At 66.4% G+C, this 12,774-nt stretch carries 11 protein-coding genes; 2 read left to right on the top strand and 9 right to left on the bottom strand.

Going from position 1 to position 12,774, the window contains the following annotated elements; translation table 11 throughout:
- Positions 1 to 65 precede the first annotated feature (65 nt).
- Entirely contained in the window at positions 66 to 1,058 is a 993-nt protein-coding gene (locus FOB72_RS21895) for a tripartite tricarboxylate transporter substrate binding protein (protein WP_150374809.1), read from the bottom strand.
- 43 nt (positions 1,059 to 1,101) lie between these two features.
- Entirely contained in the window at positions 1,102 to 2,931 is a 1,830-nt protein-coding gene (phnN, locus tag FOB72_RS21890; protein WP_150374808.1) for a phosphonate metabolism protein/1,5-bisphosphokinase (PRPP-forming) PhnN, read from the bottom strand.
- A 302-nt stretch (positions 2,932 to 3,233) separates the two neighbouring features.
- On the opposite strand from phnN, the gene FOB72_RS21885 reads away from it, so the two are divergent.
- Entirely contained in the window at positions 3,234 to 3,779 is a 546-nt protein-coding gene (locus tag FOB72_RS21885; RefSeq protein WP_150374807.1) for a MarR family winged helix-turn-helix transcriptional regulator, read from the top strand.
- Positions 3,780 to 3,910: 131 nt separating this feature from the next.
- Here the strand turns inward: FOB72_RS21885 and nadC are convergent, their stop codons facing one another.
- From nadC to FOB72_RS21855, 6 genes are all read right to left on the bottom strand, one after another.
- On the bottom strand, positions 3,911 to 4,744 hold the full coding sequence (gene nadC, locus FOB72_RS21880; protein ID WP_150374806.1) for a carboxylating nicotinate-nucleotide diphosphorylase: 834 nt from the start codon (positions 4,742 to 4,744) through the stop codon (positions 3,911 to 3,913).
- A 193-nt stretch (positions 4,745 to 4,937) separates the two neighbouring features.
- Positions 4,938 to 5,444, bottom strand: a complete 507-nt coding sequence (locus FOB72_RS21875) for a MarR family winged helix-turn-helix transcriptional regulator (RefSeq protein ID WP_150374805.1) — start codon at positions 5,442 to 5,444, stop codon at positions 4,938 to 4,940.
- 59 nt (positions 5,445 to 5,503) lie between these two features.
- On the bottom strand, positions 5,504 to 6,298 hold the full coding sequence (locus FOB72_RS21870) for an enoyl-CoA hydratase/isomerase family protein (RefSeq protein ID WP_150374804.1): 795 nt from the start codon (positions 6,296 to 6,298) through the stop codon (positions 5,504 to 5,506).
- Between the two features lie 13 nt (positions 6,299 to 6,311).
- Positions 6,312 to 7,547, bottom strand: a complete 1,236-nt coding sequence (locus FOB72_RS21865; RefSeq protein WP_150374803.1) for a CaiB/BaiF CoA transferase family protein — start codon at positions 7,545 to 7,547, stop codon at positions 6,312 to 6,314.
- 58 nt (positions 7,548 to 7,605) lie between these two features.
- Positions 7,606 to 8,589: a Bug family tripartite tricarboxylate transporter substrate binding protein gene (locus FOB72_RS21860; protein ID WP_150374802.1), complete on the bottom strand. Its 984-nt coding sequence runs from the start codon at positions 8,587 to 8,589 to the stop codon at positions 7,606 to 7,608.
- Positions 8,590 to 8,646: 57 nt separating this feature from the next.
- A complete protein-coding gene (locus tag FOB72_RS21855; RefSeq protein ID WP_150374801.1) occupies positions 8,647 to 9,588 on the bottom strand; it encodes a LysR family transcriptional regulator in 942 nt (313 codons plus the stop codon).
- A gap of 170 nt (positions 9,589 to 9,758) precedes the next feature.
- On the opposite strand from FOB72_RS21855, the gene FOB72_RS21850 reads away from it, so the two are divergent.
- Positions 9,759 to 10,961: an MFS transporter gene (locus tag FOB72_RS21850; protein WP_150374800.1), complete on the top strand. Its 1,203-nt coding sequence runs from the start codon at positions 9,759 to 9,761 to the stop codon at positions 10,959 to 10,961.
- Positions 10,962 to 10,969: 8 nt separating this feature from the next.
- Here FOB72_RS21850 and FOB72_RS21845 read toward each other — a convergent pair whose 3' ends face one another.
- Positions 10,970 to 12,640, bottom strand: coding sequence for an ABC-F family ATP-binding cassette domain-containing protein (locus FOB72_RS21845; protein ID WP_150374799.1), 1,671 nt, complete (start codon positions 12,638 to 12,640; stop codon positions 10,970 to 10,972).
- Between the last annotated feature and the right edge of the window lie 134 nt (positions 12,641 to 12,774).

Here is a 12,774-nt window from a genome sequence, read left to right as displayed (position 1 = left end):
CGGCGATACGGAAAAACGGGAAGTAGGGGATCTGCCTGCTGAAACCTGGGCGCGGCCCCGGTGCGTCAGTCGACGAACAGGTTGATCTTCGTCGCGAACTTCTGCCAGCGGTCGATATCGCTGCTCACCAGCTTCTGGAACTCTGCCGGTGTACTCGTGCCCGTGGCAAAGCCGAGCTGCGCGAGCGAGGCCTTGATCTCGGGTTTGGCGATCGTCTTGGCGATCTCCGCGTTGAGCTTCTGCACGACTTCTGGCGGCGTGTGCGCCGGCGCGAGGATGCCGAACCACTGATCGACGTCGTAACCGGGTACGCCGAGTTCGCTGACGGTCGGCACGTCGGGCAGGAACGGCGAACGGGCCTGCGAGGTCACGGCCAGCGCGCGCAGCTTGTTGCTCTTGAGGTAGGGCACGGTATTGGTCAGCGTATTCACGCTGACGTCGGCCTGGCCGCCGAGCACATCGGCGATGGCCGGAGCGCAGCCCTTGTACGGGACGTGGAGCATGTCCATCTTGGCGGAGATCTTCAGCAGCTCGCCGGCCAGGTGCTGGGGCGTGCCATTGCCGCACGACGCGTAGCTCGGCGGCGTGCCGCTCTTGCCCGCGGCCAGCAGTTCGTTGAACGTGCGGATCTTGGACGTGTACGGCACCGCGATGACGGAGGGCACCGAGGCGAACGAGATGACGGCGCTGAAGTCGGCCTTCGGATCGAACTGCATCTTCTTGAAGACGCTCGGGTTGATGGCGAAGCTGCTGTTGACGATCAGCAGCGTGTAACCGTCCGCGGGGCTTTTGGCCACGAATTCCGCGCCGATGTTGCCGCTGGCGCCGGGGCGGTTATCGACGACCACGGGCTGGCCCAGCGACTTGCTGATGTCGGTGCCGATCACGCGGGCGAGCGCGTCCGTGCCGCCACCTGCCGGAAAGGTGACGACCAGGCGGATGGGCTTTTGCGGAAAGTTGCTGGCAACGTTCGCCTGCGCGAGTCCCGGCAGGGTGGCAAGGGAGCCGGCGGCGAACAGCAGCGATGCCAGACCGCTGACGATGGATGGGGGTCTCATGGATATGCCTCGTCGGTTAGGGTGAAGGAAAGAAGAAGAACGCTCAATCGGGATCGATACGGACTGCCTGGTTGCTCTGGTCGCCACCCGGGCCATGCGCCTCCGCCACCGCGGCGTCGAGTGCCGCGGGCGACGCCGCGTGAATGCGGTAGAGCGCCTGGCCCTCGGCCACATGCGCGCCAATCGTGCACAGCAGGTCCACGCCTGCACCGAGATCGCGCGGCGCGCCCGCCGCGCGTGCCACGCCGGAGATACGCAGACCGTCGATCGCGGCGACGCGTCCAGACCGGCTGGCCGCGATCTCCGCGATGTGCACGCCGGGCATCACCGCCTCGGGCCTGCGGCCCTGGGCGCCCGCAATGCTGTCGAATGCCGTCCTCGCCTTGCCTTCATCCAGCAGGGCTTCCGCAATTCGCATGCCTTGCTCGGGCGAGCCCACGCGCGGGTCGAAAGCGAGGATCTGGGCGGCGAAGTAAAGGGCCTTGGCGCGCAGGTCGGCGGGGGCGGCCGGATCGTTGTCGAGCACCTGCATGACGTCGCGGACCTCCAGCGCCGGACCGATGCCGCGACCGATCGGGTGGCTGCCATCGGTGGCGATGGCGCGTACGTGCAGGCCCAGCCCCGCGCCGACGCGCTCGAACAGCGCGCCCAGCGCCTCCGCATCGGCGCGGTCGGCGAGCTTGGTCTGCGGCCCGTAGGGCAGGTCCACCATCACGTGCGTGGCGCCGGCCGTGTACTTCTTGGAGAGGATCGAGGCAACGGACCAGCGGCGCGAATCGAGCTTGCGCGGACGGGTGATGGCATTCATCACGTCGTCGATCACGGAATGGTTGAGGCGTCCGTTCCAGGCGATGCAGGCGCGCGCCTGCGCCACGCAGCGCTGCACGTCGGCCTGCGTGAGGTCCACGCGGGCCACGGTTTCCATCGCATCGGCGGTGCCGGCCGCGGACGTGATGGCGCGCGACGAGGTCTTCGGCATCGCGAGGCCATAGGCCGCGACGATGGGCACGACGATCAGCGTGATGCGGCTGCCGGGGACACCGCCCATCGAATGCTTGTCCACCACGAGCGGCTCGTCCCAGGCGATGCGCGGCGTGAAGGCCGTGCGCGCGCGGGCCAGCGCCACCACTTCGTCGTCGTCGAGGCTGCCGGTGGCGGCGATCAGGAACGCCGTCAGTTCCGCTTCGGTGTAGCGCCCGGCAATGGCGTCGCGCAGCACGGCCACGTAAGCGGCTTCGTCGAGCGCCTCGCCGCGCAGTTTCGCCATCAGGTTGACGCGGCTCGACGGGGCCTCGGGGGCCGCCGGCGCGCACGCACCGGCACGCACTGCCTCGACAAAGCGCTGGACACCGGCCTCGAGCGTGCTTTCGTTGGACACCGTGAGGCACCGCACGCCTTCCGGAATCGACGCCGCCTGCCGCGATACGCGCTTCGAGATCTGTTCGCCGGACTCGCGGCCGCGCGAGGCAATGCGCTGGGCCAGCACTTCCTGCGGCGCGGTGACCAGCACGACGGCAAAGTGGGGCAGACGCGCGGCCAGCTCCGCCACCACGCCGCGCGAGCCATTGGCGATGACGTGCGTGCCCGACGCAAGCGTTTCGATCAGCGCGGCGGGCAGCCCGTAGCGCAGCTCGTGCGCGTTCCACGTGACGAGGAACTCGCCGGCCTCCTGGCGACGCGTGAACTCCATATCGGAAACGCCTTCATGATCCTCGCCGGGAGAGCCGCTCGGACGCGTGATGACGCGTTGGGCGAACCGATAGCCGTCCGTGAGAATCGCGCGTGCACCGTCGATCAGGGAGTCCTTGCCTGCGCCACTGGGGCCGACGACAAGGAAGAATGTGCCAGTCTTGTTCATATTTAACTTAGACATCGAAGTTTGTAGGCTTATGCTAGCACCCGCCGATAGCGTGTCAAGTTAAGTTCGATGTCTAAGTTTATGCAAAGGACGGGCCAGCTCCCGGAAATCGAGTGTGTACGCGGGATTCGGGGTTTTCTCAGGGAAAACGCTAGCGGAGACCATGCGCGCTAGCGGTGCGGGATGCATGGACAACGCGCATGACGCACTGATGTAGTGATCGCTACATCGAGTGCGGAATGGCGCTGGACGCGGGTCCGTGGCCAGACGCGCTATCATGTGCGCCGTTCTGTTCCTTTACGCCTCCTGTCATCGCCATGGCCACGAAAAAGCCAGATAGCCCCGCAGTACCCGTCCCGCTGGACGACGCCAGTGAAGAACGCCTTGCGCACCTGGTGAAGGACGCAGCCCGCGCGTATATCCGCGCGCTGCAGCTGCGGCTGGCCAATCATTCGGTGTCGTACGGCCACTGGACCATCCTGCGCATTCTCTGGCGCCACGATGGCCTCTCGCAGCGCGACCTGAGCGAGCGGGCGGGCGTGACGGAGCCCACCACGTTCTCGGCGGTCAAGGCGCTGGAGGCGCTGGGCTACGTGGAGCGCATGCATCTGCCCGGCAACAAGAAGAAGGTGCACGTGTTCCTGAGCAAGACGGGGCGCGCGCTGCGCAAGAAGCTGGAGCCGCTGGCGACCGAGGTCAATACGCTCAGTGTGGAGGGCGTCAGCGAGGAGGACGTGCTGACGACGCGCCGGGTGCTGATCTCCATCACGCAGAAGCTGGTCGCCGACGAGATGGCGCTGGCGGAACGCGGGCGCCGCGTGCCGTCCACGCAGGAAGTGGGGCGGCTGCTGTCGGATCTTTGACGTATCGCCGGCGCGCCACGGGCGCACCACGGCGCACCACGGCGCACCACGGCAAAAAGCCCTCGACGGCGAACCGGCGAGGGCGAAGCCTTCTCGGGTAGAAGGCGCTACAACTGGGAACCGCGCGCGAATCAGGCTTCGTCGAGGCCGATATCCACGGCCGGGGCCGACTGCGTGATCTTGCTCGTGGAGATATAGTCCACACCGGTTTCCGCGATCGGACGAATCGTTTCCAGGCGGATACCGCCCGAGGCTTCGACCTTGGTGCGGCCGTTCACGATCTGTACCGCTTCCTTCATGTCGGGCACGGACATGTTGTCCAGCATGATCACGTCCACGCCGGCCGCCAGGGCTTCATGCACCTGCTCCAGACGGTCGCACTCCACCTCCAGCTTCGTCAGCACCGGCAGCTTGCGGCGCACGCGCTCCACCGCGGCGGCAATGCTGCCGCAGACCGCGATGTGGTTGTCCTTGATCATCACGCCATTGTCGAGGCTCAGCCGGTGGTTCAGGCCGCCACCGCAGGTCACCGCATGCTTTTCCAGCGCGCGCAGGCCCGGCGTGGTCTTGCGGCTGTCGATCAGGCGCGCCTTGGTATGGGCAATGGCCTCGGCATACTTCGCCGTGTGGTTGGCGATGCCGCACAGCCGCTGCATGATATTGAGGGCGGTCCGTTCGGCCGTCAGCACGCTACGCGCATTGCCGCTGACGTTCAGCAGGATGGCACCCTTTTCCACCTTGTCGCCATCGGCAACGCGCACGTCGATGGACAGCGACGGATCGTAGCGCGCGAAGATGCGGGCGGCCACGTCGATACCGGCGATGAGCATCGGCTCGCGGGCGTTCATGCAGAACGTGCCGGTTTCGCCCGGCTCGATCATCGTCTGGACCGTCAGGTCGCAGATGCCGATGTCTTCGGTCAGCCAAAGGTCGATCAGCTTGTCGGTGGTGTAGATGTCATACATTTGTCAGCTCCAGAGTCGGTGGATTTGGCACTTCCAAAAATCGTTAGAGATCGAAGTCCATGGCGTAATACTATCGCGTGGACAGGCGATGTCAACAATTATTCGATCTCTAAGATTATCGGAGCGTGACGGGTCCCCGGCGGGAGGCGTGGAACCGACAAATGGGGGCGGGGGGAAAGGGACGGGGAGCGCGTCAGGCGGTGCCGTCGGCGTCGGCGACGGGTTCGGGCGACGCGTCCTCGAGGTCGCTCAGCTTGCGCAGCAGATACAGCAGCGCGACGCGCTCGGCGGGGTTCAGGCCGCCCATGGTGCGCTCGCTGATGTCCTGCGCGAAGGGGACGACCTCACCGATCAGTGTTTGCCCGGCGGGCGACAGCAGCACCACGACCTTGCGGCGGTCGCGCGCGTCGTGCGAGACGACGATCAGGTCCCGCGACTTCAGGCGTTCGATGATGCCGCGCACCGTTGCCTGATCGATGGCCGTGGCGCGGGCGATGGCGCTCAGGGAGCAGGGCCCCTGCGCCTGGATCGCGCAGAGCACCACGAACTGGCCGGCGGTCAGCTGCGAATCGGGAATCGTCTGCTGGAAAATCGAGACATGCCGCTGGTACGCGCGGCGCAGCAGGTGGCCGACCTGCTCGGTAAAGTCGTAGTCGCTGTCCTCGCTGCTGCGTGACTCGTGGCTGGTCTGGGTATTCACTATGAGCGTGCAATGGCCTCGGTAGACTGGGAAGTATAGCGGCCATTACCGATCCGGCTCTAGCGCCCCTTCCACGCCGGCGGGCGGCGGTTCACGAAGGCATCGACGCCTTCCCGGAAATCTTCGCTGGCGTAGCACGTACGCACGAGATCGTCGGTGTCGGCCACGGCCTCGACGGTCTGGCGGCGCAGGGCTTCCTTCACGACGCTCTGGGTGACGGGCGCCAGCGCGCCGAGCTGGTCGCAGAGCGCGGCGAGCTGCGCGTCGATCTCCTCGGGCGCATGGATGCCATGCAGGAAGCCGCATGCCAGCGCGGTGTCGGCGTCCAGAATCTGCGCGAGCAGCAGCATGCGCCGGACGGGCTGCAAGCCCCACGCGGCGCGCAGTTTGGCGAGGTTCTCGGCGGAGAGCGTATTGCCGAGTGTCTTGGCGATCGGCACGCCGAAGCGGGCTTTCGGGGTAGCCAGGCGGAAGTCGCAGGCGGTGGCAATGGCCAGTCCGCCGCCGACGGCCCAGCCATCGACGACGGCCACGGTCGGCATGGGCAGCCGTTCGATCAGGCCGATGCCTTCGTCGATACCGGCCTCGTAGGCAATGCCGTCGTCGCCGCCCGTGAATTGCTGGAACTGCGCGATATCGCTGCCCGCGACGAAGGCTTCTCCGCCGGCGCCGCGCAACACCACCACGCGGGGGCGGTCGGCCGTGTCGGCGGCCAGCGATTTGCAATGCGCGCCCAGCTGGTCGTACATCGCCCACGTCATCGCGTTGCGAGCCGCCGGGCGGTCGAACGTGATGAAGGCGATTGGGCCCTGTCTGGAGAGCGTGACCTGTCCTTGTGCCGAGGGTTCTGTCATTGGCCGTTTTCCGTTATCCGCCAAACGCGCCGGCATCGGCCAGCGACGCCTGCTCGTCCTTCGACAGCCCGAGCTCGTCCAGTACCTCTGCCGTATGCTCGCCCAGCAGCGGTGGGTGGCGGCGCACCTGCTGCGGGGTGCCGCCCATTTTGACGGCAAAGCCGATATTGGGCACCTTGCCCTCGATCGGGTGATCGATCTCGATGCGCATCTGGCGGTGCCGCCCGTGCTCGCTGTCGAAAGCCTGAGGATACGTCAGGATCGGCCCGGCCGGGATCCCCGCTTCCAGCAGGCGTTCGATCCAGCTGTCGCAGCTGTCCGCGGCAAAGCTCTCCTCGAGGGCCGGAATCAGTTCGTTGCGGTTGGCGAGGCGTAACGCCACGGTGCCGAAGCGCTCGTCCGCGAGCAGATCGGGCCGTTCGAGCGTGTTGCAGAGCAACTGCCAGAGCTTCTGGTTCGTCGCGCCCATCACGAAGTAGCCGTCGGCGGCCTTCACGGCCTGATACGGCGCGCTCATGCGATTGGACGTGCCGAGCGGCTCCGGCTCGCGGCCTGTGCCCCAGTACTCCGAGGTGTCCCAGATGGAGAACGCGAGCGCGGAGTCGAACAGCGAGGCATCCACGTACTGGCCCTTGCCGGTGGCCTTCGCGCCGATATAGGCGGAGAGCATGCCGTACACCGCGAACAGCGCGCAGCCGATGTCGGCCACGGGCACGCCGGCCTTGACCGGCGCGCCGCCGGGGTAACCGGTCACGCTCATCACGCCCGACATGGCCTGCGCCATCAGGTCGAATCCGGGCCGCGTGGCCCACGGTCCCGACTGCCCGAAACCCGAGATGCTGCAATAGACGAGCCTGGGATTGATCTCGCGCAGCGTGTCGTAGTCGATGCCAAGGCGCTTCATGACACCGGGCCGATAGTTCTCGACGAGGATGTCCGCGGTTTTCGCGAGCCGCAGAAAGACCTCGCGCGCCGATTCGGTCTTGAGGTCCAGCGTCATGCTTCGCTTGTTGCGATTCATGTTCAGAAAGCCCATGCTGTCCGGGCCCTTCATCTTGAATCCCATCGCGCCGCGCGTCTGGTCGCCGCCTTTCGGCGGTTCGATCTTGATCACGTCGGCGCCGAGGTCGGCCAGCAGCATGCAGGCATAGGGGCCGGCCATGACCTGGGTCACATCCAGCACCCGGACGCCTGCCAGAGGCAATGGGGTGGCACTGCGCTGTGCCTGATCGTTGCGCGCATCGGTCATCGTCGTATCCTGCTAGGGGTTTCTGTTCGGTGTCGCGCTGGGCGTCAGAAGGGTGGCCTCAGCTCTCCGCCTTGACGTTGGCGTCCTTCACGACCTTCGCCCATTTGGTGGACTCCGATGCGATGAATTCGCCGAACTGCTGGCTGGAGCCACCGTAGTCCTCGGCGCCAAAGCTCTTGAGCCGCTCGACGACGTCGGGCATGGCCAGCGCGCGATTGACGTCGGCGTTCATGCGCTGGACAAGCGCGGGAGACATGCCCTTGGGGCCGACCAGGCCATACCAGGACGCGGCGTCGAGGCCGGGGAAGCCGGACTCGGCCAGGGTGGGCACGTTCGGATAGGCGGCGGCGCGTTTCAGGCGGGTTTGCGCGATGGCAACCACCTTGTCCTGCTGGATAAACGGCGTGGCGGCGGTCATCGTATCGAACGCGTAGTCGATCTGACCGCCCAGCAGATCGGCTACCAGCGGGCCCGATCCCTTGTAGGGCACGTGCACGACGTCGATCTTGGCCTGCATGCGGAACAGCTCGAGCGCCAGATGCTGCGAGGAACCGATGCCCGAAGAGCCGAAAGAGATCTTGCCGGGTTTCTGGCGGCAGAGCGCCACCACTTCGGCCACGGTACGGATCTTCTGTTCGGCGCGGCACGTCAGCATATTGGGCGTGACGCCGACCATCGCGATGGGGGAGAAATCCGTGCGCGGGTTGTACTTGAGGTCCAGCATCGCCGGGGCGATGGCATGGCTGTTGACGTGCGCCATCAGCAGGGTCGTGCCATCGGGGGGCTGCTTGGCGACGTAGCCGGCCGCGATCGATCCGGAAGCGCCGGGCTTGTTCTCGACCACCACGCTGGTGTTCCACATCTGCGTGAGCTTGTTGCCCAGCACGCGGGCCAGCACATCGGTGCCGCCCCCGGGAGCGAAGCCGACGAGGATGCGGACGGGACCCGCCATGTCGGCCGCCCTGACGAGGCCGGGTAGCGTTAACCCGGTCAATCCCGTCAGCCCGGCCGCCGCGCCGAGCATGAACTGTCTGCGTTGCATCATTGTCTCCGTGGTACTTGTTATGGAGACCATGATGTGCAAAGCGCCCCGGGAACGCTATCGCTGTTTGGGGAAGTCTGGTTTCGCCTTTTGCGCAAGCACCCGCAATACCGCATGGGCGGCGGAAGACAGTTCGCCGTGGGGCCGGTGGCACAGGACGAACCGCCGCTCCGCCCAGGGCTCGTCGATGGGTATGCGGACGAACCGGGATCCGGCCGCAACCTTCTTCGCGATGGCTTCCGGCATGACGCCGGCGCCGAGGTTCTCGGCGACGAGCGCGGCGATGCTGTCGAACCCCTGCACCCGCATGCGCATGCGCATCGTCCTGCCCGCTTCGGCGGCCAGGCGCTCCAGCAGGATGGAAATGGCCGAGCTCGCGCTGAGCACGATCAGGTCGCAGTCGAGGACGTCCTCGAGCGATACCCGCTTGCGGCGGGCCAGCGCGTGCTGGCTGGCGACGACCAGCGCGAGGCGGTCGGACCGATAGGGCGCGGTGGGCAGATCGACGACGCCGAGGTTGCCGTCGTAGATGCCCAGGTCGGCCATGCCGCGGCGCAGCGATTGCTGGACCTCCTCGCTGTTCATCTCCTGCAGGTCGATGCGAATGCCCGGACACTCTGCCGCGCAGCGCTGGATGTCCGATGGCAGGAACTGGATGACGGCCGACTTGGGCGCGGCGATGCGCACGACGCCGAGCACGCCGCCGATATACGAGGCGGCATCGTCCTGCATGCGCTGCACGGTATGGCTGATGCCGCGCGCATGCGCGAGCAGCGCGCCGCCCGCTTCGGTCACGGCCATGCCATGCGGGAGCCGTTCGAACAACGACACGCCCAACTGCGATTCGAGCTCGAGGATGCGGCGGGACGCGGCCGCGGGCGCCAGATGCAGCCGCTCCGCCCCACGGGTAATGCTGCCCATGTCCGCCACGGCGATAAACAGTTGAACGGTGGTCAGATCGAAATGCAGTCGCGAGGCGCGCGCTTGGCTGGATGACATCGCAATTGAGGCGTGCCCGAGGCAGGGGTGCCGTCCAAGTCTGGTAAGAACCGGATTCTACCGCGCGGGTGAAAGCGAGTTGAAGTACAGTACCTGCGGCAGCCGGCTGACGTCGATAGCAACGATATGCGTGCAAGGCCGACGGCACCGGGGTTCTGAACAGGAAGCCGATGCGAATCTACGTTCTGCTGTCCGCGTTAACCGTGATTCTCTACGTCGATCGCACGGCGCTGTCGCTGACGGCGGTCGCGGTGAGCGAGGAGTTCGGTCTGTCCCCCGTGGCGATGGGATACCTGCTGTCGTCGTTCAGCTGGCTGTACTTCATGGCGCTGATTCCCGCCGGCCATCTGGTCGGGCGGTTCGGCGCCTATCGGGTGGGCGGCCTCGGTATCGGGCTGCTTTCCGCGGCCAGTGCCTCCATTGCGTTCTCGTGGAGTTTTCTGTCGCTGCTGGCATGCCGTCTGGCCGCCGGCCTTTGCGCCGCGGTTACCTATCCGACGGGCGCGCGCACGATTCGGGATCATGTGCCCCGAAACAAATGGGGGCTGGCGACCGGCATCCTGCACAGTGGCAGCCTGATTGGGCCGGCCATCGGTGCGGTGACCTTGTCGGGCATGATCTCGACGTGGGGATGGCGTGTCGTCTTTATCGTGGCGGGGGCCATCGGTGCGGTGTGGCTGGGCTTCTGGGTTGCATGGAACCGGCACGGCGGACGTCCCGCACGTCCCGCGCAGGTGGACGCCGCGCAGCCTGTGGGATCGGGCTCGGCCGGGCTGCGCGGCATCGCCGGCAGCGCTCCCATGCGGGCGAGCGCGTTCGCACACGGCTGCGCCGGGTTTTCCACGCATCTGTTTCTGGCATGGTTGCCGAGCTACCTGCAAAAGGAGCAGTCGCTGCCGGTCACGACGACCGGACTGCTGCTGGGTGCGACGTATCTTGGCGCCGCGCTGCTGGTCGTCGCGGTGCTGCGGCTGAGCGATGCGTTCATGCCGGCCAACCTTGCATCGGGGACGCGCAAGTTCTGGGTGGCCGCGTGCCTGTTCGGCTCCGCGCTGGTCGCGGCGGTGCCGTACCTGAACCACCTCGTGGCGATCGTGCCGGTCATCACGCTGTCGCTCGCCGCCTGCGCGTCGGCGGTGTCGCTCAACCTCGCGCTCGCCAATGACCTGACCCGCGATGCGCGCGATGTGGGAAGCGCCGTCGGCTTTATCAGCACCGTGGGCAATATCTTCGGCCTGGTTGCGCCCATCGTCACGGGCTATATCGTGGCCGAGACGGGTAGCTTCAATCTGGCATTCACGCTGTCCGGCGCGTTGCTGGCGGCGGGGGCGGTGCCATTGCTGTGCGTCCGCTCGCCCGCCCCCGCCGCATAACGAACGGCTTATTGCGGCTTGCCCTGCATCTCCTCGCGCATGCGTCGCGCCTCGTTGCGCAGGAACTGCTGATAGTCCTCCAGATCGCCGTCGAAAGGATGGACGCCACCCTTGGTGACCAGCCAGAACTCGTCGCAGACGGCGCGCAGCAGCGCGCGGTCGTGGCTGACCAGCATCACGGTGCCTTCGAACTCGTTGAGCGCGATGCCCAGCGCTTCGCGCGTGGCCAGGTCCAGATGGTTGGTCGGCTCGTCGAGCAGCAGCAGGTTGGGGCGTTGCCACACGATCATGCACAGCACGAGCCGTGCCTTTTCGCCGCCGCTCATCGTGCTGACGGCCTGATGCACCATGTCGCCGCTGAAATTGAACGTGCCGAGGAAGGTGCGCAGCGATTGTTCGGTGCCGCTCTGGCCTGGCGCGCGCATATGGGGCGGCGTGTCCTTCGCCAGGCGGATCATGTGTTCCATCGGCGTGTCGTGCGGACGCAGCACGTCCAGTTCCTGCTGCGCGAAGTAGCCGATATTCAGGCCCTTGCCCTCGCTGATCTCGCCGGCAATCGGGGCCAGGGCGTGTGCCACGGTCTTCACGAGCGTGGATTTGCCTTGCCCGTTGGCGCCAAGAATGCCGATACGCTGGCCGGCCATCACCGAACGGTTGATGCCGCGCACGATGACCGTGGGCGTGGCGCCTGCCGGCGCGTCGTCGGGCACCGGGTAGCCGAAGCTCGCATCGAGCATCGAGAGCAGCGGATTCGGGACGTTGAGCGGCTCCTTGAATTCGAAGGAGAACTCCGCGTCGGCCAGCACCGGGGCGATCTTTTCCATGCGCTCGAGCGCCTTGACGCGGCTCTGTGCCTGCTTGGCCTTCGACGCCTTGGCCTTGAAGCGGTCGATGAACTTCTGCAGATGGGCGATCTTGTCCGCCTGCCTGGCCATCGCGGCCTGCTGCAGCTCCAGCTGCTCCGCGCGCATCTCCTCGAACCGGCTGTAGTTGCCGCCGTAGCGCACGAGCTTCGCGTTATCGACGTGCACGGTGACCTGCGTCACCGCATCGAGGAACTCGCGGTCGTGGCTGATGACGACCAGCGTGCCCGCATAACGCTTGAGCCATGCTTCGAGCCAGACCAGCGCATCGAGGTCCAGGTGGTTCGTCGGTTCGTCGAGCAGCAGCAGGTCGGACGGGCACATCAGCGCGCGGGCCAACTGTAGCCGCATGCGCCAGCCGCCCGAGAAGCTGTTGACGGGCTGGCTCAGCTGCGCGGCGCCGAAACCGAGACCCAGGATCAGCGCCTGGGCACGGGCGGGCGCGTCGTGCGCGCCGGCGTCGTGCAGGGCCATATAGGCCTCGGCCATGCGCATGCCGTCCTCGCTGGCCTCGGCGGCCGCAACCTCGGCCTGCGCGGCCAGCAGCACGGTGTCCCCCTCGACCACGAAGTCGGTCGCGCTTTGCTCGGTCTCCGCCATGTCCTGCGCGACCTGACCCATCCGCCACGCGGCCGGAATCGAGAATTCGCCGCTGTCTTCGTGCAGCGTGCCGTTCAGAAGGCCGAAAAAGGACGACTTTCCCGCGCCATTGCGGCCAACAAGACCGATTTTCTCGCCGGGATTGAAGGTGACGGACGCGCGATCGAGCACGACATTGACGCCACGGCGCAGCGTGACATTGCGGACGGTAATCATAGGGGACCACTTCGGAGGGGACCCGCATGATAGCCCAATGGCCGGGCGCCCCCCGATGGCGGGGTGATTCGACCTCGTATTTCTGCCGATAAGGGGAATGCCGCGTATTGACGGATCGCGGCATCCAACACAAT

Origin of the sequence: Cupriavidus pauculus (genome assembly GCF_008693385.1) — a bacterium.
Classification (GTDB): Bacteria; Pseudomonadota; Gammaproteobacteria; order Burkholderiales; family Burkholderiaceae; genus Cupriavidus; species Cupriavidus pauculus_D.
The sequence above is the reverse complement of the archived record's forward strand: the minus strand, read 5'-3'. Positions and strand labels throughout refer to the sequence as shown.

Bases quoted from the DNA above. Each gene is read 5' to 3' on its own strand.
- FOB72_RS21895 (WP_150374809.1), bottom strand. From the start codon at position 1,058: ATGAGACCCCCATCCATCGTCAGCGGTCTGGCATCGCTGCTGTTCGCC.
- phnN (WP_150374808.1), bottom strand. From the start codon at position 2,931: ATGTCTAAGTTAAATATGAACAAGACTGGCACATTCTTCCTTGTCGTC.
- FOB72_RS21885 (WP_150374807.1), top strand. From the start codon at position 3,234: ATGGCCACGAAAAAGCCAGATAGCCCCGCAGTACCCGTCCCGCTGGAC.
- nadC (WP_150374806.1), bottom strand. From the start codon at position 4,744: ATGTATGACATCTACACCACCGACAAGCTGATCGACCTTTGGCTGACC.
- FOB72_RS21870 (WP_150374804.1), bottom strand. From the start codon at position 6,298: ATGACAGAACCCTCGGCACAAGGACAGGTCACGCTCTCCAGACAGGGC.
- FOB72_RS21865 (WP_150374803.1), bottom strand. From the start codon at position 7,547: ATGACCGATGCGCGCAACGATCAGGCACAGCGCAGTGCCACCCCATTG.
- FOB72_RS21860 (WP_150374802.1), bottom strand. From the start codon at position 8,589: ATGCAACGCAGACAGTTCATGCTCGGCGCGGCGGCCGGGCTGACGGGA.
- FOB72_RS21855 (WP_150374801.1), bottom strand. From the start codon at position 9,588: ATGTCATCCAGCCAAGCGCGCGCCTCGCGACTGCATTTCGATCTGACC.
- FOB72_RS21850 (WP_150374800.1), top strand. From the start codon at position 9,759: ATGCGAATCTACGTTCTGCTGTCCGCGTTAACCGTGATTCTCTACGTC.
- FOB72_RS21845 (WP_150374799.1), bottom strand. From the start codon at position 12,640: ATGATTACCGTCCGCAATGTCACGCTGCGCCGTGGCGTCAATGTCGTG.